This window comes from Shimia sp., from assembly GCF_039969785.1.
Classification (GTDB): Bacteria; Pseudomonadota; Alphaproteobacteria; order Rhodobacterales; family Rhodobacteraceae; genus Shimia.
This window is the reverse complement of the sequence record NZ_JBDVNC010000044.1, coordinates 1-25,062: the sequence shown is the minus strand read 5'-3', so window position 1 is coordinate 25,062 and position 25,062 is coordinate 1. Positions and strand designations below refer to the sequence as shown.

Sequence of the window (25,062 nt, the reverse complement as noted above, 5' to 3'; positions counted from 1 at the left end):
GATGCCAAATCTTAAGGACCTCAAAAACAGGATCGAGAGTGTAAAGAACACTCGGAAGATCACAAAAGCCATGCAAATGGTTGCCGCGGCGAAGCTTCGCCGCGCGCAGGAAAGCGCGGAGCAGTCGCGCCCGTACACAGAACGGTTTAACGCCGTTCTGGGTGGGTTGGCTGCTTCTGTTGGCGGATCGGATTCTGCGCCCAAGCTGCTGAGTGGCACAGGTAAAGATGACGTTCATCTGCTGGTTATCATGACAGCTGAACGTGGTCTGTGTGGTGGTTTCAACTCGAACATTGCCAAGCTTGGCCGTGTGCGGGCACAGGAACTGATTGCACAGGGCAAGACGGTGAAAATCGTCACTGTCGGCAAAAAAGGCCGCGACAGCATCAAACGCGATCTGGGCGATCACTTTGTCGGGCATGTTGACCTGACAGACGTGAAACGTGTCGGGTATGACGACGCGCAGGACATCGCGCGCGATCTTCTGAACCGTTTCGACGGCGAAGAGTTCGACGTTTGCACGATCTTCTTTTCGAAGTTCGTCAACGTTGTTACCCAGATCCCGACTGCCCAGCAGATCATCCCGGCTTCGTTTGACGATGCCGACGATGCGGGCGCAAGCACGTTGTACGATTACGAACCCAGCGAAGAAGCCATTCTGGCCGACTTGCTGCCGCGCGGCGTTGCCACGCAGATCTTTGCCGCATTGTTGGAAAACGGTGCATCCGAGCAGGGATCGCGGATGTCCGCAATGGACAATGCGACGCGCAATGCTGGTGAAATGATCGACAAACTGACCATTCAGTACAACCGCTCGCGTCAGGCAGTGATCACCAACGAGCTTATTGAAATCATCTCGGGCGCTGAAGCGCTCTAAGAACCGGAGACGAAACATGGCAAACGCAAAAGGCAAAGTGACCGCGGTCATTGGCGCCGTTGTGGACGTGCAGTTCGAGGACGCCCTGCCGGAAATCCTCAACGCGCTGAACACGGAAAACAACGGTAAGAAACTGGTTCTGGAAGTAGCCCAGCACCTTGGTGAAAACACCGTTCGTACCATCGCGATGGACGCGACCGAAGGTCTGGTCCGTGGCCAGTCTGTCGAAGACACCGGTGAACCCATTGCGGTTCCCGTTGGTCCAGGCACATTGGGTCGCATCCTGAACGTGACCGGTGATCCGGTTGACGAAAAGGGCCCGGTTGCAGCCACAGGATCGCGCGCGATTCACGGTGACGCACCGGCATTCGAAGAGCAGTCCACTGCAACCGAAATTCTGACCACCGGCATTAAGGTTATCGACCTGCTGGCACCCTATACCAAGGGTGGTAAAATTGGTCTGTTCGGTGGTGCGGGTGTGGGTAAAACCGTTCTCATCATGGAACTGATCAACAACATCGCGAAGGTGCACTCTGGTGTGTCCGTGTTCGCGGGTGTTGGTGAGCGGACCCGTGAAGGTAACGACCTTTACCACGAAATGATCGAATCCGGCGTTATCGTTCCTGATGACCTGGAAAAATCGAAAATTGCTCTGGTTTACGGCCAGATGAACGAGCCTCCCGGTGCGCGTATGCGTGTTGCTCTGTCGGGTCTGACCCTGGCGGAACAGTTCCGCGACGAAACCGGTGCTGACGTTCTGTTCTTCGTGGACAACATCTTCCGCTTTACACAAGCTGGTTCGGAAGTTTCGGCTCTGTTGGGTCGTATTCCTTCGGCGGTTGGATATCAGCCAACACTCGCAACTGACATGGGTGCAATGCAGGAACGTATTACATCGACCAAATCTGGTTCGATTACATCGGTTCAGGCCGTGTACGTGCCTGCGGATGACCTTACTGACCCTGCACCGGCCACATCGTTTGCGCACCTTGACGCGACAACGGTTCTGGATCGTGCGATTTCGGAAAAAGGTATCTACCCTGCGGTGGATCCACTGGGTTCGACATCGCGTCTGCTTGATCCGCTTGTGATTGGTGAAGAGCACTACAAAGTTGCGTCAGACGTTCAGCAGATTCTGCAGCGTTACAAATCGCTTCAGGACATCATCGCCATTCTCGGCATGGACGAACTGAGCGAAGACGACAAAATGGCCGTGGCACGTGCGCGTAAGATCGAGCGCTTCCTGTCTCAGCCGTTTGACGTTGCGAAAGTGTTCACCGGTTCTGACGGTGTTCAGGTTCCGCTGGAAAACACCATCGCGTCGTTCAAAGCCGTTGTGGCTGGCGAATATGATCACCTGCCCGAAGGCGCCTTCTATATGGTTGGCGGCATCGAAGAAGTGATCGCAAAAGCCGAAAAGATGGCTGCTGAAGCGGCCTAAGGAGGCCACAAATGGCAAACACGATGCAATTTGACCTGGTCAGCCCCGAGCGAAGCCTCGCTTCGCTTGAGGTGACCGCCGTGCAAATCCCCGGTGCAGATGGCGACATGACCGCGATGCCGGGCCACGCGGCTGTGCTGACTTCGCTGCGCCCAGGCGTGGTGCGGGTTCAGACGTCCGAAGGTGAGAAAGACTTTGTTGTGACCCGCGGTTTCGCGGAAATCTCGGCCGAGTCGATTTCGGTGATTGCTGAACATGCACATGTCGGGACAGAAGTGACCAAAGCTGATCTTGAGGATGTTCTCACGAGCGCCCGCAAGTCAGTTGAGGGTGCATCTTCTGAAGATAAGGACGCTGCAGAGAAATTTGTGGCTGACCTTGTGCACCTGATGGATGATATGGACTGATCTGAAAAGGTTGGTCGCGTGAAAAGCCCTGCCGTTTGGTGGGGCTTTTTTGCTTTTTTACTTGTCTGACGCGCAGGGTTCTCTAGTTTGTTAAGGCAATGAAGAGACTAAGAAATAATACAATTGGCGTAGACAACGGCGACGAGACGTTGTTTTCGGATTTCGAGAAAGACGGCGAGATGTGGACCGGAGACGGCCCGCGTGAGCGCCGCAAACTGATCCGTTTTTCCAGCAAATACAGGGCACCACCGACCGTTCAGGTTGGATTGTCGCTGTGGGACATGGATTGCGAACATAATATTCGCTCTGAAGTGGTGGCCGAAGAGGTGACAAACCTGGGGTTTCATCTGGTTTTTCGCACGTGGGGTGACAGTCGGGTTGCACGGGTGCGTATGTCTTGGCTGGCGATCGGAGAGCTGGCTTTTGCAGACGACTGGGCGATTGACGCCGAGTGATCAGGGAGCTGCAGACAAACAAAAAGAGCCGCGCAATTGCACGGCTCTGATGTTACTTTTTCCGTACTAGTCAGACTTTGAACATGCCTTCGTAGGACGGCTCCAGCGTATCTGTTTCAAACAAGGACGAAACGCTGGTGCCGGTTGAAATATTCATGATTGCCTGCGCAAACATTGGCGCTGTGGGCACAATCCGGATATTTGCAGCATCTTTGACCGGTTGCGTGGGTTCAATCGAGTCAGTGATGACCAGAGATTTCATAACCGAATTGGTGATACGTTCGACCGCCGGGCCGGACAGAACACCGTGTGAAATGTAGGAATGCACCTCGGTCGCGCCATGCTCAAGCAGCACTTCGGCAGCTTTGCACAACGTGCCGGCAGTATCGCAAATGTCATCTACGATGATGCACTTCTTGCCTTTGACTTCTCCGATGACCGTCATTTCAGCAACTTCGCCGGGCTTTTCGCGACGTTTGTCCACAATGCTGAGCGGCGCGTTGATGCGTTTGGCCAGTTCGCGGGCACGTGCCACACCGCCAACATCAGGCGAAACGATCATTACGTCAGAAAGCTCGTCTTTGAAGTGGTGCAAAATATCGAGCGCAAAGATTGGCGAGGCATAGAGGTTGTCGACCGGAATATCGAAAAAGCCCTGAATTTGCGCGGCGTGCAGGTCCATGGTCAGAACCCGTTCAATTCCGGCCTCGACCAGCATATTGGCGACCAGCTTGGCCGAGATCGGCGTCCGCGCCTTGGTGCGGCGATCCTGACGGGCATAGCCAAAATAGGGAATTACGGCAGTGATACGTGCCGCTGATGACCGGCGCAGCGCGTCGGCCATGATCAACAATTCCATCAGGTTGTCATTCGCAGGGCGCGATGTTGACTGGATGATGAACATGTCTTCGCCGCGTACGTTTTCGTAAACTTCGACAAAGATCTCCGCGTCGTTGAAGACTTCAACGCGCGCGTCGACCGGCTTAACCGGTTGGCCGCGGTACATGGACATGCGCCGGGCAATGGCATTGGCGAGTGGCTTGTTGGAATTGCCGGTGATCATTTTAGGTTCGAGAATAGATGGCATGAGCGAGGCCCCCAGGATGCCGCAGATGACAGATTCGTGTCGTTGCCAACCGCTTAACATGTGCCTAGGGTCTCGCAAAGCGATGCCGAGCGATTGGGAGACTGAATTGGCACATATTGACTACTATTTTGCGACGATTTCACCATATGCCTATTTGGCAGGAAGCCGTCTGGAAGAAATCGCGTCCAAACATGATGCGACCATCACTTATAAGCCGTTGGATATTATGGCTCTGTTTGCGCGGACCGGCGGGACGTCCCCAAAGGACCGGCACCCCTCGCGCATGGAATACCGTGCGCAAGACCTGTTGCGGCAGGCTAAAATGCTGGGGGTCGAATTCAACCTGACACCCGCGCATTTTCCGACCAATATGGCGCCTTCTTCTTATGCCGTGATCGCAGCACAGGCGGCGGGTGGCGGTGATCTGGGGCTGTTGTGTCAGTCCATGCTGCGCGCTTGCTGGGCCGACGAAAAAGACCTGGCGCAGGATGATGTGATCAAGGCGTGTCTTTCCGGGGCCGGGTTTGATCCGTCTCTGGCCGATAGCGGGTTGCTTGCCGGGGCAGAGACCTATGGTCGAAATCTGGAAGAGGCCGTTGCGATTGGTGCATTTGGCTCGCCGTTTTATGTGACGGATGATGGCGCGCGGTTCTGGGGACAGGATCGGCTCGATTATCTGGATGGACATCTCGCCGGAACTCTTTGATGGCTCAGGACAACAGTCCTGAAACACATTGGCGTGTGATGGGCGCCGGGCCGCGTGCGGCCCTGGCGCTGCATTGCACCATGGCACATTCCGGCGCGTGGCGGGGATTGTCGGAAGCCCTGAATGATCAGCTGACACTTCATGCTCCGGACATGCCGGGGCATGGGCGCAGCGCTGACTATGACGGCATATCCTGTACCGGGAGCCTGTTAACCGAGGCCATTCTGGCGCACCTTGATGAACCAGTTGATGTCATTGCGCATAGTTTTGGTGGTGTAGTTGCGTTGCATCTGGCGATTGCACATCCGGAACTGGTGCGCAGCCTGACCTTGTATGAGCCTGTGTTTATGGCGTTGGCGATGATTGTAGACGCCGACGGGTTTGGCGCCCATGACGCCATGATCGAAGACATTCGGGCGAATGTCGTTGCTGGTCAAAATGAAAACGCGGCCCGGATGTTTGTCAGCGACTGGGGGGATGGTACGGACTGGGCGCAATTGCCGGACCGTGCGCGCGAAGGTTTTGCGCGGCGCATTCCGTTTGTCATCGGATCGCAAAACTATGTCGCGTTTGATACGCCGGGCACATTGGCGCGATTGGGGGAAATTGGGGTTCCGACACTGGTGATGAATGGCGGGCAATCGCCCGACGTCATTGCGAAGCTATGCCGCGGCCTGGTCGAACAAATCCCGGACGCGCGACATGTGACGTTGCCTGATGCAGGGCATATGGGGGCCATCACCCACGCTGGGGAGCTGGCGAGCCATGTATTGCGGCAGCTAGACCGCGCCCCGATCCCATCCTGAACCTTCGCGATTCCCGGGGGCAGTATGTCCTAGGGTAGAAGGACCACCCCGCCAAGGGCCTGACGGCTTTCCAGCAAGTCATGCGCTTCGCCAGCCTGGCCGAGCGGCAGAGATTGCCAGGCATCAACCCGCAATGCGCCCGTTTCAAACCGTTTAAAAACTGCCTCTGCCATGGCGCGATATTGCGTGGTATCGCCAAAATAGTGAAACAGGATCGGGCGGGTGACGGTCAGGGATTTTTCCGCAAGTGTGCTCATCGCCAGCGGGGCGACCGGGCCGGAGGATTGTCCGAAATTCACCAGATGCCCGCAGGTTGCGAGCGCCTTGAGAGACCCGGCAAACGTATCTGCGCCAATCGAGTCGTAAATTACGTCGACACCACGCCCGTTGGTCAGGCGCAGCGCTACATCCTCAAAAGATGTTTCGCGGTACAGGATTGGGTGTGCGCAGCCATTGTCGCGGGCAATTACGGCCTTTTCCTCTGACCCAACCGTGCCCAGAACCGTGACCCCAAGGTGGGATGCCCACTGACATAACAGACGCCCCACGCCGCCTGCCGCCGCATGCACAAGGATTGTCATGCCGGGTTCAAGGCGACGCACCCGGTTTGCCAACATCTCGACCGTCAAAGCCCGCAGAAGGGACGACGCCGCAAGCTCATCGCTGACACCATCGGGCAGGGGGACGGCGGCCTTGGCAGGCAAAAGACGATGTGTGGCATAGGCCCCGTATGGCGGTCCGGTGACATAGGCGACCCGGTCACCTATTTCGAACCCGTCGGCATCATCGCCGATGTCTTCGACAACACCGGCGGCCTCGCACCCCAGTATTCCCGGAAGTGTCAGGGTTTTGTAGAGGCCAGAGCGGACATAGATATCGTGGAAATTCACGCCAATGGCGGTTTGACGAATCCTCAGCTCTCCGGGGGCCGGGGCAGGGATCGCAACCTCTTCGAGGTTCATGACGGCTGAACCGCCAAAGGTTCGGGTGATGATCGCTTGGGGCATTTGTGATTTCCTCAGGGCTTTCGCCACTGTGGCGTCAAATGCAGAGAATGCAAGTTTGGGTCGCCATGGCCTGACCGCCGGCCAAAGACATTGCAGCCCGTTAAAACCGTTAGAGAAACCGCTTAGGCAGTGTGTGCGATGTCCAGAAACCGGTCGATGTCCGCATCCGGAATTGACCAGTCACACACAAACCGGGCCGTGACCGGCGCGTCCGGGTCTTCGCCTTCAAGGCTACCGCTCCAGATGTGGTAGATTGCGCCGGCGTCATGCAGCGCCTTGTGCATGGCACGTGGCATGGCCGCAAACACCATATTGGCCTGTGGCGGATGCGCAAAGCTGACGGACGCGATGTTGCTGAGCCCAGACACCAGCCGCGCAGCTTTGGTATTGGCTGTTTGGGCTGTGTCGCGCCAGAGGTCATCACGCAGATAGGCATTCATCTGTGCAGATAAATACCGATGTTTCGAAAACAAATGCGCGCCACGCTTGCGGCGCAGCTCAAATTCCCAAGCGTGTTTCGGATCAAAGAAAATCACCGCTTCGACACCCAGACAACCGTTTTTGGTGCCACCAAAGCTGACAACATCCACGCCGTTTTTCCATGTCATTTCAGCGGGGGTGCATCCGATCGCCATCAGCGCATTGGCAAAACGCGCACCATCCATATGCACGGGCAGATCGTGCTGTTTGGCAATCGCACACAACGCGCCGATTTCGTCGAGCGAGTGGATTGTGCCGCGTTCGGTGACTTGGGTCATCGACACCGGTCCGCGCTGAGGACCGTGTACACCGCGATTTTCTTCGGCCTGAATAGCCCCTAGCAGGGCAGCCGGGGTCATCTTGTCGCCGTCTCCGACAAGGGTCAGCTTGGCGCCGCTATAGAATTCGGGCGCGTTGCATTCGTCCTCCTGGATATGAGCCACGGGGGCGCAAAAGACGGTTTCCCACGGCTGGGCCAGTGTGGCGAGCGCCAGCGCATTGGCGGCGGTGCCGGTGGCGACCAGAAAGACAGCAGCTTCGGGCGCTTCGAAAATATCTCGGATCCGGACGCGCACTTCATCCATGATCGCGTCAGCGCCATAGCCCATGGCATAGCCCTGATTGGCATCGCTCAGGGCCTGCATAACCTGTGGCAAGGCCGGGCCGGAATTGTCAGAAGCAAAATACATCAGACGGGCTCCTCGATGATGTGATCTTCCCATTCGTCTTCGGGTGTTTCAAATTCCGACACTGTCATCTGATAGACCGAGACGCCAGCCCGGTGCACGCTGTCCGGATCACCGGAAATCAGCGGGTGCCAGTCGTAAAGCGGTTTGTTTTCCCACAAAAGCCGATAGGCACAGGTCTGGGGCATCCAATAGGCGTGCGTGTCCAGATTGGATGGCTTGAGCACGATGCATTCGGGCACAAATTGGTGGCGAATGTCATATTGCGTACAGTGGCAGGTTTCGTCATCCAGCAATCGGCACGCCACGCGGGTCAGCGCCACCTCGCCTGTGTCGGCGTCTTCCAGCTTGTTCAGGCAACATTTTCCGCAGCCGTCACACAAGGCTTCCCATTCCTTTTGGGATAACGATTTCAGCGGCTTACGCTCCCAGAAACGGGAGGCCAGACCGTCGCGTTCAATCGGGTCGGATTTCAGGGTGGGGCGGGTCATAAGGCGGACAGAATCTCACGACACCGGGCGCAGTCTTTGTCGATCTGCGCGATCAGAATTTCCAGACTGTCATAATTTTCTTCGGGTCGCAGGAAATCCACGAGCGCGACAGAAATCTGAGTGCCGTAGAGGTCGCCGGAAAAATCGAGCAGGAAGGTTTCGATATTGGCTTTGTTGACGCCAAACATCGGGCGCACACCCACCGAAGCCGCGCCTTGGTAATTGCCTTTGTGGGGGCCATCAAGCACATCCACCAGGACCGCATAGACACCGAATTTGGGCGGATGCAGACCATCAAGCGACATGTTTGCAGTGGGAAACCCAAGCACGCGGCCGCGCTGATCGCCGCCAATAACGGGACCGTCAATGCGGTGCCAATGGCCCAGCATACGCGACGCATCGCGCGGTTTTCCATCGCTTAACGCGTTGCGGATCGAGGTCGATGAAACCTGATATGCGCCAGCCTGAACCAGCGGGGCGATTGTGACGCCAAAGCCCATTTCTGCGCCAAACTCCTGCAGATCTGTTGCAGTGCCTTTGCGGCCCTGACCAAAACAGAAATCAGCGCCAACAACCACATGCTTAAGCCCCAGCCCGTCGGCCACAACATCTTGTGCAAACGCACGCGGGGAGAGGCCGGACAAGGTGGCGTTAAAGGGCAATTCATAGAGCCGGTCCACGCCGAGCTTTTGCAGACGGTGCGCACGTGTGTCGGCATTTGTCAGCCGAAAGGGCGGCGCGTCAGGGGCAAAGAATTCGCGGGGATGGGGCTCAAACGTGACAATGCCAAGCGGCGCATCGGGGGCGGCATCACGGGCGATATCAATCACCGACTGGTGCCCCAGATGCACGCCATCAAAATTACCAATCGCGGCGCTCGCGCCGCGGTCCTGGTCTTTTACATACTGAAAGTCTCGAATGATCCGCATATTCCGAGGCGTAGCGGTTTGAACCGGGGCTGGCAAGTGCAGAGCTATCGCCCAGGGGTATCACCCCGCGTGGTCCGCATGGGCCAATTCGCTCAGGGCTTTTCGAGATACCGAAAAGTCGTCCCGGCTCAGTCGAATTTGCGGCTGGGCGCGAGCACGGTGGCTTCGCCGATCAGGACTTTTTTACCATCCACTGCGCAGTGACAATCAAGTTTGACCCGCCGTTTGGAAAAGTCGATATCGGTCACTTTGACTTCGGCATAGACCATGTCACCGGGGCGCACGGGGGCGAGGAATTTCAGGCTTTGCCCCATATAGACCGTGCCATGACCGGGGAGCTGCTCTCCGATCACGGCAGAGATCAGGCCTGCGGTCAGCATGCCATGGGCAATGCGGCCCTGAAAAATGGTGTCGTTGGCATAATCATCATCCAGATGGACAGGGTTTCTGTCCGTCGAGATTTCTGCAAACATTTCGATGTCCTGATCGGTCACGACTTTGCGCAGATAGCGAGACATTCCCATCTCGATGTCTTCTATGCAGATCGTCCCGCGTGGCAGATTGTCCAACATTCGACCCTCCGATTCCAGGTGGCTTAGTAATTTTAAGACGGTCATCCGCCTCATTTAGCAACTTTATTACTTCGCAACTGCAGAAAATCAAGCACTAATAGCGTCAGTGTAGTTGACCTATTGTGTACTGAGGAGACACTTTTTCCTTTTGTAAATAGATAGTTAAGGCGGTTTCATCAGGCTGGTGCGTCGTTTTAGTTTCTTCTGCGGCAAGGCCGCCAGAGATGAAAAGGGAATCGATGTCTTCGCCCATGGCGCCCAGAATGTCTGTTTGGGCACCATCGCCGATCGCGAGGATGGCAGAATCGGGTATGGAGTTGCCCAAAGCAATCAGGCGGCGACGGGCGAGGTCGTAGATTGGCGGGTGCGGTTTGCCAAAATAGAGGCTTTCGCCACCCATCTCGGTGTAAATGCGAGCCAGCGCGCCTGCGCACCATTCGCGGATTTCGCCCCGGTCGACAACGATGTCGGGATTGGCGCAAAGCAGCTTGAGACCCTTTGTTTTGGCAAACAGGAAATCGGCACGGTTCACATCTGGGTCCGCCATCGGATCAAACGGGCCGCAGCAGGCAATACCCTCAGCCTCGGCCAGAGGGACACGGGTGATGTTGACCGGGTTTTCCAGAATGCCGAGCGGTTCAAAAAAGCCTGCGTCCCGGATCGGTTCGCCCATGAAATAGACCTTTTCGCCAATAGCGCCACGATACATGGCCGACCGGGCGCTGTCGCCGGATGTGGCGATGGTGTCATAGGCGTCGTCGGGCACACCAAACTCGCTCAGCTGTTCGGCAACTCCGGCACGGGGTTTGGGGGAGTTGGTCACAAGCACCACAATGCCGCCCCGGGCGCGGTAGGCCTGCAAGGCAGCGACGGCTTCAGGATAGGCTGTGATGCCGTTGTGAACACAGCCCCACAGATCGACGAACAGGGCTTGGTAACGGTCGGAAATGTCGGTCAGTGCGGAAATGATCTGGGTCATGACTTGGGGTCCTGCGCGCAAAGAATTGGTGCTCTCTCTATGGCAAAGGACAAAGAAAAGCGCCAGTGGTCAGACCGCGAAAACACCTGTCGGCAGCACGTCGGTATTGCGTCGGTATGCCGTCGGTGCCCGGATCAGGCGCGCCGTTTGCGGTTTCTGAGCTTGCGAAACGCCCCGGCGACCGTGCGAAATGGTTCGACCCGGTCAAAAAATCTGAGGTCATGAATGTCGGTGCGCGATGCGCGCTGTCCGGCCAGACACGGCGTTGCGATGCGAAACATGATCCCGGGCACTTGTGTACGCACCATGTTGAACGCACCGTCAAAAAACATCGAACCGCCCTGGGGATGACCCGACGGGCGGATGCGCACCTGTTCAAGGTAGTCGTGAAATTCCCGAATGGCCGCGCCCTGGATCGCCCAGAATTGTGTGCCGCGCGTGCCGGTTGTCCAGGGTGACAGGCCGGTGTGATCGGCAGGTGGCGTTTCCGGTTCCAGATAACCAAGCGCGGCAACAGACCAGTCGGTGGTTTGCAGGTCATGCAGAACGGATGCCACAGTTTGTTCGGGCAATGCGTTCAGATGCAGATCATCTTCGCAAATCAAAACGCGATTCAGACCACGATCCAGCGCGTCTTTGAGCACGCGGGTTTGCGACATGAAGTTGCCCAGAGACCCGATAGACGGAAATGCGCCCTTGTCAGAAGGGCGGGACGCTTCGAAGAACTGGATCTTGTCGTTCGGGATCGCGACGCCGATCTGGTCGAATTCGGCCACGGTTTCCGTACGCCGGTCGGCGCGATGCGCCAGATTGACGATATAGACGCGGTCAAAGTGATCGATAAGATCGGCAAAGCTCATGCTGTGGCCCCGGAACGAATGATAATCAACGACACGTTAATGGGGGATGTCGGCGGAATTTTGTCAAGGTTGCGGGCGCTATGGGGCGGATATCTGTCAGGGTGTTTCATCACGACAGTTCACCAATGTCGGCATCGATTGAATTTTTGCGCTTGTCACTCTTGAATGGACGTATCTTTGGTGTGACGATAACCAACACTTTTTACAGATTGGTGTTTTTAGAAATTGGGGTGGGGCAAGTGACGGTGTTGAGACCTGTTCGTTCATTTTTTTCTCTTTTAGCGCGCTCATTGGACAGGATGGACGGCTCCCGAAAAATACGCAGGGTGTTCACCATTTTTGCCTTACTTGGCCTCCCGCCAACGGTGCTTTGGTATCTGGGGTCTGAACAGCCGGTCGAAGATCAGACAAGTTTTATTCAGGAAATCGCGCATAACCCTCCATTCATCGAAACGCTGAGGATTGGAGTTTCGCAATCTGTTGACCTGCTTGAATACTTTGAAGGAGACCCGTTAACTCCGACTTGCGAAATTCGTGAAACGCCGGGCTTTGCCGCGGTTTCTGAAGTCGGAAATTGCGTATTTTCTTTGTCCGGTCCCAACGAGCCTTTGGTCGTAAATGAACAAGCTGTTCATTTGGGTTACGAAACATCCTCGATTTTTATGGTTTCCGCGTGTGTAAATCCTGCGACATGTTCGGAAGTAAAAATGCCTGTCGAATTTGAAAACACGATCAGAGGGTATATTGACCTGGCAATTACTTGGGCCCCAGTCAATTGGCGGCACGGCGAAGTCGCTGAAGTATCGGTGCTTTTGGATCAGAAACCGATTCAGGCCCCATTGCATTGCCACTTTCCGCAAAGTCATACTCAACGCGATCTTGCCTTGGTTCGCCAGTCTGGGCCGTGTTCAGCTTTGATAAAAAATATTAAGGGCGATAGCGGCACCCGTTATGGAATTGATGTCAGAGATCAGTACGGGCGGACGATCGACTCGATAGTTTTGACAATTTGACTTGAATTCCGGGTGGCTTAGGTGAAGTGCAAAAAAAATAGGCGCCCCGAAAGGGACGCCCTTGTTTCGAACTTTTGCGCAGATCAGACTTTGAGGTTCGGGATGATCTGTTTTTTGCGGCTCATGACGCCGGGCAGGACAACAGAGTCGCCCTCGACGGTGGCGCCAAAGCTCTTCTCGGCCACGCCTTTGACCAGATCGTTGGGGATAAACATCGTGGCTTCTTCGTTCAGGATGTCGACCACAAACAGCAGCACGTCATCAACGCCGTCTTCTTTGGCAACGTCAGCATACGACGCCATGATGCTGGCCTTGCGGTCCAGAACCAGTTTGGGCGCTGTGGTTTCCAGAACAGAAACGCGGAACTTGGTGCCGTCGACTGCGTATTCTTTGGAATCCATGCGGATCAGTTCGGCGTCCGAGAAAGCAGAGATGTCGGATTTGGCTTCGAACATTTCGCTGGCATAGGCGTTCAGATCAAGGTTCAGTTCTGCGGCCAGTTTTTCGGCCAGCGCTTTGTCGTGGTCGGTGGTGGTGGGCGAGCGGAATTCCAACGTGTCGGACAGGATACAGGACAGCATCGCGCCTTTGATATTGTCGGGCATCTTGTCAGCGTCGGCGCCCATCAGGTCATGCATGATGGTGGCGGTGCAGGCCAGCGGACGGATTGTGATGTCGATCGGACCTTTGGTTTCCAGACCGCCGACCAGTTTGTGGTGGTCGATAATGGCGGTGATGTCAGCATCGTTGATCGCGTCGGGCAATTCGGCTGGGTTGTTGGTGTCGACGATTACAACTGGCGTGTCGGCCGCAACGGCGTCGATGATCTCGGGTTTGTCGAGATTCCATTTTTCCACAACAAACGCGGCTTCGGTGTTGGGTTCGCCAAGCAGGACGGGTTTTGCCGGGGTGCCGAGAACCTCGTTCAGATACCAGGCCCAGATAATGGGGGAGCCGGTGGAATCCGTGTCGGGAGATTTGTGGCCAAATACGAGGGTGGTCATGTGATGCAACCTTTGAAAAGAGAAATTAGGTGATTTTGCGCGCGTTATAGAAGGGGCGCGGGTGATTGTCACGCATTGGAATGGGGTTGCGACCTCAACGCGCGGGTCGGGTCAATTGTGAACCAGCCGAACCCGCTTGATTGAAAAGCCTTGATTTTGCAAAAGGGTCAGTACGCCGTTTTCGCCGGGCAGGTGCAGGGCTCCGACCGCGACAAAAGCGGGTGCTTCGCCAAGCGCGGGGGCCAGAGCGTCGACCCATTGCAAATTCCGGGATTGGACCAGATCTGATTGCAACTCATCAAACAGGTCGTTGACCCGTTTAATGTCGGCAGGATCGGTAAAACCGCCGAGGGCCTCTGCTTTGCTGTATTCCCAATAAAGCTGGTTTCTTTCTTCAAAATAGAGCGCCAGCATTGTTGTGATACTGTCAGCACCGGACAGGTCGAAATCCTGGGACAAGGACCATTTCAGCATCTCGACCTGCTCCTCCAGAGGATCAGAGGCGAGGATACGCATCAAATTTTCGGTGTTGTCCAGAGATTGTGCAGTTAGGCCTTTGTCCTCGGCCCAGTCTTCGATCTGGCGGTCTAGTCCGGGGCGACCTGCTTTAATATCAGCGACGGCACAGGCCGGGATCGACAAGGTCAGGCCCAGAAACCACGGTTGGTATTTCGCCGCCACAAAAGGCGGCAGACCAATGTCGGCGAGCCGGGGTTTGAGCTTGGTCCAGTTGTCTTCGCCCAGCCGCTCGATCAGGGTGGGGCCGCTGGTGATCAGGATTTTGGATGGGTCGGACGTCAGGTGGTTTTGAAAGACAAGCTCGTCCGTTGAATTAAGTTCCAGAAACAGGCGGGACGGGGGATTGGGGATCGCTTTGAGTGTGTCCAGTATTCGTGCATGCCGGGCATCCGGAAGATGCATTGTTCCAATGACATAGGAGGTCACGCCATTTTTCTCAACTTGCCAGAAATTGCCTTGTGCAAAAGGTGCCTGGGCGGCGCGGCGTTGCAGGTCGGCTTGCTGATCTTCGGGCAGTGCGTCAAATTGAGAAGGGCCTTTGCAGGTCGCGAATGCAGGCAGTGCGATGGTCAGGCAAAATAGGGTGGCGAGGATGCGAAGCACAAAATAACACTCTTTGCTGGGAACTGGCCTCAACTTAGCAGGCAGCATTGTATTCGCAAGGCAGGAACGGGTTTTCAGAATGGTCCTGAACAGATAGGTCTGAGGACATGAGTAAGCTGAGCGAAACCGACCTGTATGCGCCCGTCAAATCATGGCTGGAGGCGCGCGGGTTTGAGGTGAAAGCCGAGATCGAGGCTGCGGACGTTGTGGCATGTCGGGCGGGTGAAGACCCTGTTATTGTTGAACTAAAGACCGGATTTTCGCTGACACTGCTGCAACAGGCTGTGGTGCGCCAGTCTGTGACGGATGCGGTTTATGTCGCTGTGCCCCGCTGGAAGGGGCGCGCAGGCTGGAAGGCGTTCAGGGGGAATATCGGGCTGTGCCGCCGGTTGGGTGTTGGCGTTTTGTCGGTACAGACCGACAAAGGTACGGTTGAGGTACATGCCGATCCAGAACCGTTTCGACCGCGTAAATCCAAACGGCGCAAGGGCCAGTTGCTTAAGGCGTTTTCCCGGCTGGAAGGTGATCCCAATACCGGGGGGACCCGGGGCAAACGCGTCACCGCCTATCGTCAGGATGCGGTGCGCTGTGCGGAATTTCTGTCGTTAAACGGGGCCAGTAAGGGCGCGCTTGTGGCTGGGGAAACCGGGGTGGAGCGGGCAACCCAGATGATGCGAGACAATCATTATGGCTGGTTCGAAAAAGTCGAAACCGGGGTTTATATGCTGAGCGAAAGCGGCGTGACGGCATTGGCGCAGCCGGAATCCGAGTGATCGGCAACACGTCGGTATTGCGTCGGTATGCCATCGGTTCAATGCAGGCTGGAACCGCTTCGCGATTGCTGATCTAACAAATGCAATCTTGAGCCAAAACCGGGAAACCCAGTGACATGACAACCACTTTGATCGTGTTGGCCCACCCCAACCGGACGTCCTTTAATGGTGCATGGGCGGATGCCACTGCGGCGGCTTGTCAGGCCGGGGGGCAGACGGTGCTGTGGTCGGATCTTGTGGGCTTGGGGTTTGATGCGGTTGAGACCGCCCGCCATTACGCTCCAGAGGCTGATGCGGCAGGGTTTGACCCGCTGAAGGCGCAGGAAGCGGCGGCAGAGACCGGCGGTGTGCCGCCAGACGTGGCGCGCGAAATCGCCAAGCTGGAACAGGCGGACCGGGTGATATTCCATTTCCCGATGTGGTGGTTTGCGCCACCGGCGATTGTCAAAGGATGGTTTGACCGCGTTTTGCTGCACGGGCAGTTGCACAGCGTTGACGAAAGGTTTGATACGGGCCGGTGTCGGGACAAGACGGCGTTGTTTTGTGTCACGACCGGCGCAACAGAGGCCGAAGGTGGGCCGGACGGCAAAGAGGGCGATGCGCGGCTGCTTCTTTGGCCTGCGGCTTATACGCTGCGATACCTTGGGATGCGCGTCAAAGAACCTGTGATTGTGCATGGGGTGCATGGGTATCACGAAGGGGACGAGCGGGCGGCGTTGGAGAAACGACTGGCGGGGATTCTGGCGGCACAATCTGAGGTGATTGGCGGATTTGAGGAGCGTCGCGAGTTGCGTTTTAATGGGGATGCCGATTTTGACGAGAACGGGCGGCTTAAACAGACCAGCCCCAGCCATAGCCCGTTTATCCGGCACAGTTGAGGGTTGGTTTGTCGGGCAGGAAGGTTTTGCCTGCCCGAAAGATCGGTTTAGTACATGGTTTCCCGATACTCTTGATCAATCGCATTTGGTTCAATTGAGATAATTGGCGTTCCGGTGTGATCGCTGATCATTTCGTACAGAGTTGGAACCGGGCGTTCGCTGGGCCATGTGTCCTGTTTCCACAGGCCTGCACGCAGGGGGGCCTTGCCGCAATGGGTGAAAATCTCGGTTGCGGTGACGCGCAGAACCGTTAGGGGGCGACGCCCTTTGACAGCAAACCTGTCGCACAGATCAGGATCATCGCTGATCTCGGCGGTGCCGTTCACGCGCAGAGTTTCGGTCACGGTTGGGATCATAAAGAGCAGACCAACATGGGGGTGGGCCAGTATGTTCAGCAACCCGTCGAGCCGTCGGTTGCCGGGCCGGTCCGGGATAAGCAGGGTTGTGTCCGTCTCGACCTGGACAAATCCTGCCGGGTCGCCCTTGGGTGACACATCAAGGGAGGTGCCGTCGGACGTGGCGAGGATCAGAAACGGCGATTGTTCAATGAACGTCCGGCAATGCGTGTCAAACTTATCAATCACTTTGATGGCTGCAACCGGAGAGGTGGGGCCATAGATTTCGCGCAGTTTTTCTGGGGTCATCAGGCGAGGTCCTCTTTGAAAGAATGTCTTAATATGTCACGCGCTTGGCGTGCATGCTTGTTCAGGAATCGCTTGGGCGTGTCTGGCCCGTGGCGCGTATTTGACTGAGGGATTGACGGGGCGTCAAGGCTTCTGCCGACACGTTCAGGTCCAGAACCGCACCGGTGGGAGCGGCCAGCGCCCGCTCAAAAGCATCGGTAAACGCATCGGTGGTGTCGACGCGTTCCGCGTGAAAGCCATAGGCCTGTGCGATGGCACAAAAATCGGGGTTTTCCAGATCAGTGCCGGAGACGCGAGCAGGGTAAGTGCGTTCCTGATGCATGCGGATCGTGCCATAGGTGCCATTGTTCAGGATCAGGATGATGGGTTGCGCCCCGGCCTGCATCGCGGTGCCCAATTCGGGGCAGTTCATCTGAAAGTCGCCGTCGCCTGCGAAACAGATAATTGTGCGGTCGGGATGGGTGACCTTGGCGGCGATGGCGGCGGGCAGGCCATAGCCCATGGCGCCCGACTGCGGCGCGAGCAGGCGTTGATCAGGGCCAAATCGGAAGAATTTGTTGGGCCAAGTGGCAAAGTTTCCAGCCCCGTTGGTCAGGATCGCATCTTGGGGCAGGGTGCTGCGCAGATGGGTCATCACCTTGCCCATATCCACCGGGCTGGGCAAATCGGGCACCTCAAAGCTGGCGATATATCCGGCGCGTGCCTCGGTACGCCATGTGCCCCGGTTCCCGGACACAGGGGTCTTGGCAAGGGCCTGAGCAATTTCATTGGGGCCGGAATGGATCGCCAGATCGGGGATATAAATTTTGCCCAATTCGCGGTCCGAGCTGTGGCAGTGGATCAGCGTTTGTTGCGGGTTGGGGACATCCAAAAGCGTGTAGGCGTCGGTGGTCATTTCGCCAAAGCGGATGTTGAGCGCCAGAATGACATCGGCGTTGGTGATCAGCGATTTGGTGGCGGGGTTCATGCCGACGCCCGCGTCACCCGCATAGGTGGGTTTGTGATTGTCATAGAGGTCTTGAAACCGGAAAGCGGCCAGAACCGGTATGTCGGACGCCTCGCCAAAGCTTTCCAGCGCTGCGCGCCCTTGGGGCGTCCATCCACCACCCCCGGCAATGATCAGAGGGCGTTGTGCAGATTTCAGGTGTTCCAGACAGGCAGTCACCGCTGCGGCAGATGGTGCAGGTTCATGCACCGGCGCGGGCGCAGTCAGGGTGGCAACCGCGGACAGATCGGTGAGCATGTTCTCAGGCAGGGCGATCACCACCGGACCGGGACGGCCGGAGATGGCGGTGGTCCAGGCGCGGGCGGTGATTTCGGGGATACGGTCGACGTGGTCAATCTGGGTGACCCATTTGGCGACAGAACCGAAAAAGGCGGAATAGTCGATTTCCTGAAACGCCTCGCGTCCCATCAGATCGGTGCCGACCTGACCAATGAACAACAGCATCGGAACGCTGTCCTGAGCGGCGGTGTGCACCCCGATCGAGGCGTTGGTTGCGCCGGGGCCGCGCGTGACCATGCAGATGCCGGGCTGACCGGTCAGCTTGCCATGCGCAGCCGCCATGAACGCGGCCCCTCCTTCGTTGCGACACAGGACAAAATCCAGTTTGCCCTTAGTGTCGTGCAACGCATCCAGCACCGCAAGATAGCTTTCGCCGGGAACCCCAAAGCTGGTTTTGGCGCCCAGTGCGATAAGGCAGTTGATGAGGATTTCTCCGCCATTTCGTTGTGTCATTTCGTGGGCCTTATGTTGGATGGTGGACGCGTGCAGCTGCCTGAAATCGGCAATGATCAGCCCCGACGTTGGATGAAATCATCGACCAGATCAACAATGGTCGGTGCCAGAGCAGGCGTAATGATGTGGCCCATGCCGTCAATCGCGTGATAATCGCAATCCGGGATCAACGCCGCGATTTCTGCCCCCATAGAGAGCGGGATCAATGCGTCGTCAACACCGTGAATAACCTGACAGGGCAGATTAATACGGGTCAGGTTCTGGCGCCGGTCGGGGGCTGTCAAGAGCGCGAGCACCTGACGGTTGTTGCCATCCGGGTCCACGCCACGTGACCAGGCGACATCAGCCTCGGCGCGTATATCCTGTTCGGGCATGGGATAACCGGGGCTGCCATGAACGGCGTGCTCGTGCACCCAATTGTTGACATAGGTGGCGTGATCGACCGGTTTCGCAAGCAGGGTGGGCAGGATGCTGCCTGCGTTGTTTTGCGTTGTGCGCAAGCGGGCAGAGGTCATAACAATCGACGCGGATTTAAGCCGGTCCGCGTGATCAACGCACAGGATTTGCGCGATGGCACCGCCCATGGAGATGCCAAATACATGGGCCGTCTCAATCTTTAGCGCATCCATCAGGCCCACAACATCCCGCGCCATATCATTCAGGGTATAGGCCGCTGGGATGGGCGCACCGGTCTCGCTGATCTGTAAGATGCGGGCTGCGTCGGTTGGTGTCTGATCCGTTGGGCAGCGCTGGCTGAGGCCGACATCGCGGTTGTCAAATATGATCGTGCGAAAGCCGCGCTCGGCAAGTCCGATACACAAGTCGGCAGGCCAGTGGATCAGCTGTGATCCAAGTCCCCGGATCAGGATCAGTGCAGGACCGTCGGCGGGGCCGAACTCCTGAACTTCCAGTGCAATTTCATTGGTTTTAATCTGCATTTGACCCTCGGAATGTTTTGATCAGCTTAGCGGTTGAGGGGGGGATGTAAATTGCTTGATCATCGCGTTGACGAAACCGGGTTGTGGTGAGAAGTTGCGCGCGAAAAGGAGCCTTTGTTGATGCTGTCCAGAGCGCATAAAACGATATTTGTTCACATCCCTAAAACCGCAGGGCAAAGCGTTGTGGCGCCGTTTCTGGACCATCTTGGCCTGGGTTGGGATGCGGGCGAATCGCTTTTGTTGCGGGCAGGGGATGGCCCGGGGATGCCAGAGCGGCTGGCGCATTTGTACGCGCGTGAATATGTGGAACTGGGATTTGTCACGCAGGCGGAATTTGACGACTATCTGAAATTCGCGGTGATCCGGCATCCTTATGAGCGGGCCGTGTCAGAGTTTCGGTATCGGATGGGCAAATGGGGGCGGCGGTTGCAGTGGTCACATTGGCTGACGTCGCGGGATTTTGACAGCTTTATGCGTGAAGACTATCCCGACACGTTTGGCGACAATGCCCGCCACATGTGCCCGCAGGTCGCGTTTGTCTATGATGACAAGGGCAAACTGATGGTGGATCATCTGGCCGAACATGCGCGATTGGACAAGGAAATGGCGCCGATTTATCGGCTTGCCATAGGCGACGGCGTCGCGGTTCCGGTGCGAAACGTATCGCCGGATGCACCGGGTTTTTCTGTGAACGTTTTGTCTCAATCCCAAAAAGATGCGATTTATCGACGGTTCCAGGATGACTTTGAGGCCTTTGGATACAGGAGATAGGCTGGTATCCGGCCCGAGATGTGAAAATTCCGGGGCGCCTGTTGACTTGCCCGTTTGCAGACCCTAGCTATGCCTCGTTATCACTCGCCGGTAGGGAGTGCTAACGACTCCGCTGAGGAGTCAGGGAGACAACTTAGTTAGGGAAACCTAGACAATGGCATTTACACCTCTGCACGACCGTGTTGTGGTTCGTCGCACCGAAAGCGAAGAAAAAACCGCAGGCGGACTTATCATCCCCGAAAGCGCAAAAGAAAAGCCCGCCGAAGGCGAAGTTATTTCTGTTGGCGCAGGTCTGCGTGATGACGACGGCGACCGTATCGCACTGGACGTCAAAGCAGGCGACAAAGTTCTGTTTGGCAAATGGTCCGGCACTGAAATCACCCTCGACGGTGAAGAGCTGCTGATCATGAAAGAATCCGACATCATGGGCGTCATCGCCTGATCGTCTGACTGACAAGAATTTCAAAGAGGTAAAGCACAATGGCTGCTAAGGACGTAAAGTTCGACACCGATGCCCGCAATGCAATGCTGCGCGGCGTAAATATTCTGGCTGACGCCGTCAAAGTAACCCTGGGCCCCAAAGGCCGTAACGTGGTTCTGGACAAGTCGTTTGGCGCACCCCGCATCACCAAAGATGGTGTATCGGTTGCCAAGGAAATCGAACTGGAAGACAAGTTCGAAAACATGGGCGCGCAGATGGTCAAAGAAGTGGCTTCGCGCACCAATGACGAAGCTGGCGACGGCACAACCACAGCCACCGTTCTGGCCCAGGCGATTGTTCGCGAAGGTCTGAAGCAGGTTGCTGCTGGTCTGAACCCAATGGATCTGAAACGCGGCATCGATCTGGCCACTTCCAAAGTTGTTGAAGGCATCAAGGGCGCAGCCCGTGAAGTCAAAGACAGCGCAGAAGTTGCTCAGGTTGGTACCATCTCGGCCAACGGCGAAGCAGATATCGGCGAGCAGATCGCTGGTGCGATGCAGAAAGTCGGCAACGAAGGTGTGATCACCGTCGAAGAGAACAAAGGTCTGGAAACTGAGACTGATGTTGTTGAAGGCATGCAGTTCGACCGCGGTTACCTGTCGCCTTACTTTGTCACCAACGCTGACAAAATGATTGCTGATCTGGACGACTGTCTGGTTCTGTTGCACGAGAAAAAACTCTCGTCGCTTCAGTCGATGGTTCCGCTGCTCGAAGCTGTGATCCAGTCGCAAAAGCCACTGCTGATCATTGCAGAAGATGTTGAAGGCGAAGCGCTGGCAACTCTGGTTGTTAACAAACTGCGCGGCGGCCTGAAAATCGCAGCTGTCAAAGCACCTGGTTTCGGCGATCGCCGCAAAGCCATGCTGCAGGACATCGCGATCCTGACCGGTGGTCAGGTTATCTCGGAAGATCTGGGCATGAAGCTCGAGTCGGTCACAATGGACATGCTCGGCACTGCGAAGAAAATCGAGATCACCAAAGACGAAACTACGATCGTTGACGGTGCTGGCGAGAAAGCTGAGATCGAAGCACGTGTTGCTCAGATCCGTACGCAGATCGAAGAAACCACATCTGATTACGACCGTGAGAAGCTGCAAGAGCGCGTTGCCAAACTGGCAGGCGGTGTTGCTGTGATCCGTGTTGGCGGCATGACCGAAGTTGAAGTGAAAGAGCGTAAAGATCGTGTTGACGATGCTCTGAACGCAACCCGTGCTGCTGTTCAGGAAGGTGTTGTCGTTGGTGGCGGTGTTGCTCTGGTTCAGGCCGGTAAAGCACTTGAGACTCTGGAAGGTGCAAACTCTGACCAGAACGCCGGTATCGTCATCGTTCGCAAAGCCATCGAAGCGCCTCTGCGTCAGATTGCTGAAAACTCTGGTGTCGACGGCGCTGTTGTGGCTGGCAAAGTACGCGAAAGCGACGATGCGGCATTTGGTTTCAACGCACAGACCGAAGAATATGGTGACATGTTCGCTTACGGCGTGATTGACCCTGCCAAAGTGGTTCGCACCGCTCTGGAAGATGCAGCCTCGATTGCTGGTCTGCTGATCACCACCGAAGCCATGGTTGCCGACAAGCCCGCCAAAGAAGGCGCGGCCCCAGGCGGCATGCCCGACATGGGCGGCATGGGCGGCATGGGCGGCATGATGTAAGACTTCGCACTTGCGAAGTCTGACGGATGCTTCCGCCAGAAAGACTGAAAGGGTCGCCTTCGGGCGGCCCTTTTTCGTATGTGAGGCGCTTGGAACAAAGCTGGAAAGTGATGCCGTTGCTTAACGACATCATTCCAAACGGTATGAGTAAACGTTGTTCAAGGAGCCTTGCTCACCAATTCGGAAATGGGTTTCTCCGATGTGTTCAAAGCCTTGCGCGAGATAAAAGGCGATTGCCGTGTCATTTTCAGCAATGGTTGTAAGCCACACAGATTTGGCAGCTTTTTCACGGCAGTGTTGGAGTGCTGCCGCCAATAAGTTTTTGCCGATACCTTTTCCATGATGACGTGGTTGAACGTAAAAAGTTGCGATTTCCATTTCTGAACAACCCGACACTGGTGCAGTGCTCGCAGAAGACACCCTTATGAACCCGTCAATACCTTCGTCATTTTCAGAAACGAGAATGAACTGATCCGGGTCAAGTATGAGCCGCTCCGTATTCGGGGTTGTGAATTCTCGTAACGCATAGTCGGCGAAAAAGGCGCTCACGCCACGTTTTAGCTAGGTTCCGATCCGCACCTCAATCGAAATCGCGGCAATGCTGGACGCATCTGATTTGGTTGGCTTGCGTAATGTCAAGATCGACAGATGCCGGACTCCAAATGAAGGTCAATACACTTGCTTTGGCGGAGATTTGGTTTCGTTGCAGGCTCTCCAGTCTGACCCCATGCGGCATAACCTCGGTAACTGGGCTGCTGTAAAACTATCGATGCTGGTAAGCGTGAATTGGTCGGCTTTTTTGATTTTCTGGTATGCGGACGGAGCCGTCTTTCGAACTTAACCCATCTCTGGTCGTTTTCGGCCCCAAGCAGTCGCTCAAGTCGTTCGCGCGAATGACGGCTCTGAATTCCAAGTGCACAAACCGGTGGCGGAACAAATTCTTCACGGCCGACAAGATGATTGTTTTGTAAAGCGAATACACAGTGTCTCCGCCCACCTTTCAAACTTTTGCGGTTTTCTGTGCCTTGAAGCCGATGCGCGTTGGCGTCAAAATCAAATAAAAGCACATAAAGTAAAATTTTCTTGATTTCTTCATGCTCTGCGCTTTTTAATGGGCACCTATTTTGCGGCTCTTGAGTTACCGAGGCTGCATGCAATTTTCGAACCGAAATAGGTGAATATTATGAACAAAAATTTAAAATTGGGTTTGGCCGCAGGGTTTGTGGCGGCATTTGGTACCTTTACTGGTGCTATGGCAGATTCCACCACTCCTGTTGATAACGTTGAGGGCTGGGACATCTACAAAGGAGATGGAGACCTTGTTTGCGTGATGGAACGGGTCATGGACAACGGCTATCTCGTGCGCATGGGAAAAGAGAAAGATGGCACCGACTTTGGATACATCGCCGTCTATACGAAGGACAAGGACGCAAAAATCTATGGCAACGTGACCCGTGACGTCGTCTTCGATATCGATGGTACGCGTTTCACTGGCCGTTCGGTTGGCGAATTCCGTAACGACTGGCGTGGTGCCGTGTTGAGATCAAATGATTCACTCTTGGGTGAGAAACTTGCAAAGCGGTATGTGATGACGCTGTCCCCCGATTCAGATGGCCCTGTTGAGATCAGCCTAGATGGTACATTTAAGGCGATGGCTGCCACTAGAGAATGTAACTACTGATCTTAGATCGTCGGCTTACGCAGTCCGACGTTCGAAAATTACGCTGGTCGATGGCTAGAAGTGGCATCGGCCAGCAAAGTGCAAATTTCGCTCCCCCGGACGGAAATTGCGGCAAGTACACACTAGCTTCCGTCCATCAAAACACCTGCTGCCAGCGATCCCTGATATTGGCTTTCTGATTATTCATGAACAATACGCAATCTCGGTAGGCATGACAAACACCTCAGCTTTTCAAAAAAGCTACAGTGTAGGGCAACCCGGTGAACGCGCACGCGCACAACAGACATCGGTGCAAAATGCGGAGAAAGTCCGGTTTCCGCCCTTGTCGACTCAATATGCGTGGAGCAGCAATCGACCCTCGTCCAAAACCTGTCGCGGCAGCTTTCGGCCCGTTGTTCGCCGCACCTATCTTACCCGAAGCTAAACAGCAGCTAAGATAGCTTCCGCTGTTGAATGTCATTGATAACTGACCCGGTATTGTCACCGAGATTTGACCCGCTTTATTTATGTATCGGCGGCTATGCTTTGGTCAATATGGTGGCCTCCTTTGTGGTTTTCTTTGCAGCTTCTGAACTGGCCTTGAAGCG

General features: G+C 55.8%; 27 protein-coding genes. 13 read left to right on the top strand and 14 right to left on the bottom strand.

Translation table 11 applies throughout. The features are described 5' to 3' along the window. The first annotated feature begins 1 nt into the window (after nucleotide 1). The 4 genes from ABJI08_RS19265 to ABJI08_RS19250 all read left to right on the top strand — a co-directional run bounded on the left by ABJI08_RS19265 (nucleotide 2) and on the right by ABJI08_RS19250 (nucleotide 3,180). Nucleotides 2–877 carry a F0F1 ATP synthase subunit gamma gene (locus tag ABJI08_RS19265; protein ID WP_348403479.1) on the top strand — a complete coding sequence of 292 codons (876 nt, stop codon included), beginning with the start codon at nucleotides 2–4 and terminating at the stop codon, nucleotides 875–877. Between the two features lie 16 nt (nucleotides 878–893). Beyond that, nucleotides 894–2,318, top strand: a complete 1,425-nt coding sequence (atpD, locus tag ABJI08_RS19260) for a F0F1 ATP synthase subunit beta (RefSeq protein ID WP_348403478.1) — start codon at nucleotides 894–896, stop codon at nucleotides 2,316–2,318. 11 nt (nucleotides 2,319–2,329) lie between these two features. Then, nucleotides 2,330–2,725: a F0F1 ATP synthase subunit epsilon gene (locus ABJI08_RS19255; RefSeq protein WP_348403477.1), complete on the top strand. Its 396-nt coding sequence runs from the start codon at nucleotides 2,330–2,332 to the stop codon at nucleotides 2,723–2,725. A 98-nt stretch (nucleotides 2,726–2,823) separates the two neighbouring features. Beyond that, nucleotides 2,824–3,180, top strand: coding sequence for an H-type lectin domain-containing protein (locus ABJI08_RS19250; RefSeq protein ID WP_348403476.1), 357 nt, complete (start codon nucleotides 2,824–2,826; stop codon nucleotides 3,178–3,180). Nucleotides 3,181–3,250: 70 nt separating this feature from the next. On the opposite strand, the gene ABJI08_RS19245 is transcribed toward ABJI08_RS19250, so the two are convergent. Beyond that, complete coding sequence (locus ABJI08_RS19245) at nucleotides 3,251–4,267, bottom strand: ribose-phosphate pyrophosphokinase (RefSeq protein WP_348403475.1); 1,017 nt, start codon at nucleotides 4,265–4,267, stop codon at nucleotides 3,251–3,253. A 106-nt stretch (nucleotides 4,268–4,373) separates the two neighbouring features. Here ABJI08_RS19245 and ABJI08_RS19240 point away from each other — a divergent pair, with 106 nt between their 5' ends. Both ABJI08_RS19240 and ABJI08_RS19235 read left to right on the top strand, forming a co-directional pair. Then, the gene (locus ABJI08_RS19240; RefSeq protein WP_348403474.1) at nucleotides 4,374–4,973 is read left to right on the top strand and encodes a 2-hydroxychromene-2-carboxylate isomerase; all 600 of its coding nucleotides are present in this window, start codon (nucleotides 4,374–4,376) and stop codon (nucleotides 4,971–4,973) included. Then, nucleotides 4,973–5,779, top strand: coding sequence for an alpha/beta hydrolase (locus ABJI08_RS19235; RefSeq protein WP_348403473.1), 807 nt, complete (start codon nucleotides 4,973–4,975; stop codon nucleotides 5,777–5,779). Before ABJI08_RS19240 ends, ABJI08_RS19235 begins: the two co-directional genes overlap by 1 nt. A gap of 29 nt (nucleotides 5,780–5,808) precedes the next feature. Here the strand turns inward: ABJI08_RS19235 and ABJI08_RS19230 are convergent, their stop codons facing one another. The 7 genes from ABJI08_RS19230 to ABJI08_RS19200 form a co-directional block, all read right to left on the bottom strand. Next, nucleotides 5,809–6,786 (bottom strand): quinone oxidoreductase, encoded by a 978-nt coding sequence (locus ABJI08_RS19230; protein WP_348403472.1) that lies wholly within the window; start codon nucleotides 6,784–6,786, stop codon nucleotides 5,809–5,811. 122 nt (nucleotides 6,787–6,908) lie between these two features. Further along, nucleotides 6,909–7,955, bottom strand: a complete 1,047-nt coding sequence (locus ABJI08_RS19225) for a beta-eliminating lyase-related protein (RefSeq protein WP_348403471.1) — start codon at nucleotides 7,953–7,955, stop codon at nucleotides 6,909–6,911. After that, on the bottom strand, nucleotides 7,955–8,443 hold the full coding sequence (locus ABJI08_RS19220) for a YcgN family cysteine cluster protein (RefSeq protein WP_348403470.1): 489 nt from the start codon (nucleotides 8,441–8,443) through the stop codon (nucleotides 7,955–7,957). Before ABJI08_RS19220 ends, ABJI08_RS19225 begins: the two co-directional genes overlap by 1 nt. Next, nucleotides 8,440–9,372, bottom strand: a complete 933-nt coding sequence (locus ABJI08_RS19215) for a bifunctional riboflavin kinase/FAD synthetase (protein ID WP_348403469.1) — start codon at nucleotides 9,370–9,372, stop codon at nucleotides 8,440–8,442. Before ABJI08_RS19215 ends, ABJI08_RS19220 begins: the two co-directional genes overlap by 4 nt. A 128-nt stretch (nucleotides 9,373–9,500) precedes the next feature. Then, on the bottom strand, nucleotides 9,501–9,944 hold the full coding sequence (locus ABJI08_RS19210; protein ID WP_348403468.1) for a MaoC family dehydratase: 444 nt from the start codon (nucleotides 9,942–9,944) through the stop codon (nucleotides 9,501–9,503). 103 nt (nucleotides 9,945–10,047) lie between these two features. After that, nucleotides 10,048–10,923, bottom strand: coding sequence for a TIGR01459 family HAD-type hydrolase (locus tag ABJI08_RS19205; RefSeq protein ID WP_348403467.1), 876 nt, complete (start codon nucleotides 10,921–10,923; stop codon nucleotides 10,048–10,050). A 134-nt stretch (nucleotides 10,924–11,057) separates the two neighbouring features. Beyond that, complete coding sequence (locus tag ABJI08_RS19200; RefSeq protein ID WP_348403466.1) at nucleotides 11,058–11,783, bottom strand: hypothetical protein; 726 nt, start codon at nucleotides 11,781–11,783, stop codon at nucleotides 11,058–11,060. A 125-nt stretch (nucleotides 11,784–11,908) separates the two neighbouring features. Here ABJI08_RS19200 and ABJI08_RS19195 point away from each other — a divergent pair, with 125 nt between their 5' ends. Further along, on the top strand, nucleotides 11,909–12,796 hold the full coding sequence (locus ABJI08_RS19195) for a hypothetical protein (RefSeq protein WP_348403465.1): 888 nt from the start codon (nucleotides 11,909–11,911) through the stop codon (nucleotides 12,794–12,796). A gap of 83 nt (nucleotides 12,797–12,879) precedes the next feature. Here ABJI08_RS19195 and ABJI08_RS19190 read toward each other — a convergent pair whose 3' ends face one another. Next, nucleotides 12,880–13,800: a manganese-dependent inorganic pyrophosphatase gene (locus tag ABJI08_RS19190; RefSeq protein ID WP_348403464.1), complete on the bottom strand. Its 921-nt coding sequence runs from the start codon at nucleotides 13,798–13,800 to the stop codon at nucleotides 12,880–12,882. A 111-nt stretch (nucleotides 13,801–13,911) separates the two neighbouring features. After that, complete coding sequence (locus ABJI08_RS19185) at nucleotides 13,912–14,922, bottom strand: TraB/GumN family protein (RefSeq protein ID WP_348403463.1); 1,011 nt, start codon at nucleotides 14,920–14,922, stop codon at nucleotides 13,912–13,914. 107 nt (nucleotides 14,923–15,029) lie between these two features. Here ABJI08_RS19185 and ABJI08_RS19180 point away from each other — a divergent pair, with 107 nt between their 5' ends. Both ABJI08_RS19180 and ABJI08_RS19175 read left to right on the top strand, forming a co-directional pair. Continuing rightward, entirely contained in the window at nucleotides 15,030–15,695 is a 666-nt protein-coding gene (locus ABJI08_RS19180) for a DUF2161 family putative PD-(D/E)XK-type phosphodiesterase (protein ID WP_348403462.1), read from the top strand. A gap of 116 nt (nucleotides 15,696–15,811) precedes the next feature. Beyond that, nucleotides 15,812–16,573: an NAD(P)H-dependent oxidoreductase gene (locus ABJI08_RS19175; RefSeq protein WP_348403461.1), complete on the top strand. Its 762-nt coding sequence runs from the start codon at nucleotides 15,812–15,814 to the stop codon at nucleotides 16,571–16,573. A 47-nt stretch (nucleotides 16,574–16,620) separates the two neighbouring features. On the opposite strand, the gene ABJI08_RS19170 is transcribed toward ABJI08_RS19175, so the two are convergent. The 3 genes from ABJI08_RS19170 to ABJI08_RS19160 all read right to left on the bottom strand — a co-directional run bounded on the left by ABJI08_RS19170 (nucleotide 16,621) and on the right by ABJI08_RS19160 (nucleotide 19,893). Then, nucleotides 16,621–17,217 (bottom strand): pyridoxamine 5'-phosphate oxidase family protein, encoded by a 597-nt coding sequence (locus ABJI08_RS19170; protein ID WP_348403460.1) that lies wholly within the window; start codon nucleotides 17,215–17,217, stop codon nucleotides 16,621–16,623. Nucleotides 17,218–17,278: 61 nt separating this feature from the next. Beyond that, entirely contained in the window at nucleotides 17,279–18,955 is a 1,677-nt protein-coding gene (locus ABJI08_RS19165; protein ID WP_348403459.1) for a thiamine pyrophosphate-binding protein, read from the bottom strand. A gap of 56 nt (nucleotides 18,956–19,011) precedes the next feature. After that, entirely contained in the window at nucleotides 19,012–19,893 is an 882-nt protein-coding gene (locus ABJI08_RS19160) for an alpha/beta hydrolase (protein ID WP_348403458.1), read from the bottom strand. Between the two features lie 120 nt (nucleotides 19,894–20,013). On the opposite strand from ABJI08_RS19160, the gene ABJI08_RS19155 reads away from it, so the two are divergent. The 3 genes from ABJI08_RS19155 (at nucleotide 20,014) to groL (ending at nucleotide 22,794) form a co-directional block, all read left to right on the top strand. Further along, entirely contained in the window at nucleotides 20,014–20,664 is a 651-nt protein-coding gene (locus tag ABJI08_RS19155) for a sulfotransferase family 2 domain-containing protein (RefSeq protein ID WP_348403610.1), read from the top strand. 154 nt (nucleotides 20,665–20,818) lie between these two features. Beyond that, the gene (locus ABJI08_RS19150) at nucleotides 20,819–21,106 is read left to right on the top strand and encodes a co-chaperone GroES (protein WP_348403457.1); all 288 of its coding nucleotides are present in this window, start codon (nucleotides 20,819–20,821) and stop codon (nucleotides 21,104–21,106) included. A 38-nt stretch (nucleotides 21,107–21,144) separates the two neighbouring features. Beyond that, entirely contained in the window at nucleotides 21,145–22,794 is a 1,650-nt protein-coding gene (gene groL / locus ABJI08_RS19145; protein ID WP_348403456.1) for a chaperonin GroEL, read from the top strand. A 129-nt stretch (nucleotides 22,795–22,923) separates the two neighbouring features. Here groL and ABJI08_RS19140 read toward each other — a convergent pair whose 3' ends face one another. Next, on the bottom strand, nucleotides 22,924–23,343 hold the full coding sequence (locus ABJI08_RS19140) for a GNAT family N-acetyltransferase (protein WP_348403455.1): 420 nt from the start codon (nucleotides 23,341–23,343) through the stop codon (nucleotides 22,924–22,926). Nucleotides 23,344–23,977: 634 nt separating this feature from the next. Here ABJI08_RS19140 and ABJI08_RS19135 point away from each other — a divergent pair. Continuing rightward, the gene (locus tag ABJI08_RS19135; protein ID WP_348403454.1) at nucleotides 23,978–24,475 is read left to right on the top strand and encodes a hypothetical protein; all 498 of its coding nucleotides are present in this window, start codon (nucleotides 23,978–23,980) and stop codon (nucleotides 24,473–24,475) included. The last annotated feature ends 587 nt before the right edge of the window (nucleotides 24,476–25,062 follow it).

Coding starts and splice junctions, on each gene's coding strand:
- ABJI08_RS19265 (WP_348403479.1), top strand. CDS start 2: ATGCCAAATCTTAAGGACCTCAAAAACAGGATCGAGAGTGTAAAGAAC.
- atpD (WP_348403478.1), top strand. CDS start 894: ATGGCAAACGCAAAAGGCAAAGTGACCGCGGTCATTGGCGCCGTTGTG.
- ABJI08_RS19255 (WP_348403477.1), top strand. CDS start 2,330: ATGGCAAACACGATGCAATTTGACCTGGTCAGCCCCGAGCGAAGCCTC.
- ABJI08_RS19250 (WP_348403476.1), top strand. CDS start 2,824: ATGAAGAGACTAAGAAATAATACAATTGGCGTAGACAACGGCGACGAG.
- ABJI08_RS19245 (WP_348403475.1), bottom strand. CDS start 4,267: ATGCCATCTATTCTCGAACCTAAAATGATCACCGGCAATTCCAACAAG.
- ABJI08_RS19235 (WP_348403473.1), top strand. CDS start 4,973: ATGGCTCAGGACAACAGTCCTGAAACACATTGGCGTGTGATGGGCGCC.
- ABJI08_RS19230 (WP_348403472.1), bottom strand. CDS start 6,786: ATGCCCCAAGCGATCATCACCCGAACCTTTGGCGGTTCAGCCGTCATG.
- ABJI08_RS19225 (WP_348403471.1), bottom strand. CDS start 7,955: ATGTATTTTGCTTCTGACAATTCCGGCCCGGCCTTGCCACAGGTTATG.
- ABJI08_RS19220 (WP_348403470.1), bottom strand. CDS start 8,443: ATGACCCGCCCCACCCTGAAATCCGACCCGATTGAACGCGACGGTCTG.
- ABJI08_RS19215 (WP_348403469.1), bottom strand. CDS start 9,372: ATGCGGATCATTCGAGACTTTCAGTATGTAAAAGACCAGGACCGCGGC.
- ABJI08_RS19210 (WP_348403468.1), bottom strand. CDS start 9,944: ATGTTGGACAATCTGCCACGCGGGACGATCTGCATAGAAGACATCGAG.
- ABJI08_RS19205 (WP_348403467.1), bottom strand. CDS start 10,923: ATGACCCAGATCATTTCCGCACTGACCGACATTTCCGACCGTTACCAA.
- ABJI08_RS19200 (WP_348403466.1), bottom strand. CDS start 11,783: ATGAGCTTTGCCGATCTTATCGATCACTTTGACCGCGTCTATATCGTC.
- ABJI08_RS19195 (WP_348403465.1), top strand. CDS start 11,909: ATGTCGGCATCGATTGAATTTTTGCGCTTGTCACTCTTGAATGGACGT.
- ABJI08_RS19190 (WP_348403464.1), bottom strand. CDS start 13,800: ATGACCACCCTCGTATTTGGCCACAAATCTCCCGACACGGATTCCACC.
- ABJI08_RS19180 (WP_348403462.1), top strand. CDS start 15,030: ATGAGTAAGCTGAGCGAAACCGACCTGTATGCGCCCGTCAAATCATGG.
- ABJI08_RS19175 (WP_348403461.1), top strand. CDS start 15,812: ATGACAACCACTTTGATCGTGTTGGCCCACCCCAACCGGACGTCCTTT.
- ABJI08_RS19170 (WP_348403460.1), bottom strand. CDS start 17,217: ATGACCCCAGAAAAACTGCGCGAAATCTATGGCCCCACCTCTCCGGTT.
- ABJI08_RS19165 (WP_348403459.1), bottom strand. CDS start 18,955: ATGACACAACGAAATGGCGGAGAAATCCTCATCAACTGCCTTATCGCA.
- ABJI08_RS19160 (WP_348403458.1), bottom strand. CDS start 19,893: ATGCAGATTAAAACCAATGAAATTGCACTGGAAGTTCAGGAGTTCGGC.
- ABJI08_RS19155 (WP_348403610.1), top strand. CDS start 20,014: ATGCTGTCCAGAGCGCATAAAACGATATTTGTTCACATCCCTAAAACC.
- ABJI08_RS19150 (WP_348403457.1), top strand. CDS start 20,819: ATGGCATTTACACCTCTGCACGACCGTGTTGTGGTTCGTCGCACCGAA.
- groL (WP_348403456.1), top strand. CDS start 21,145: ATGGCTGCTAAGGACGTAAAGTTCGACACCGATGCCCGCAATGCAATG.
- ABJI08_RS19135 (WP_348403454.1), top strand. CDS start 23,978: ATGAACAAAAATTTAAAATTGGGTTTGGCCGCAGGGTTTGTGGCGGCA.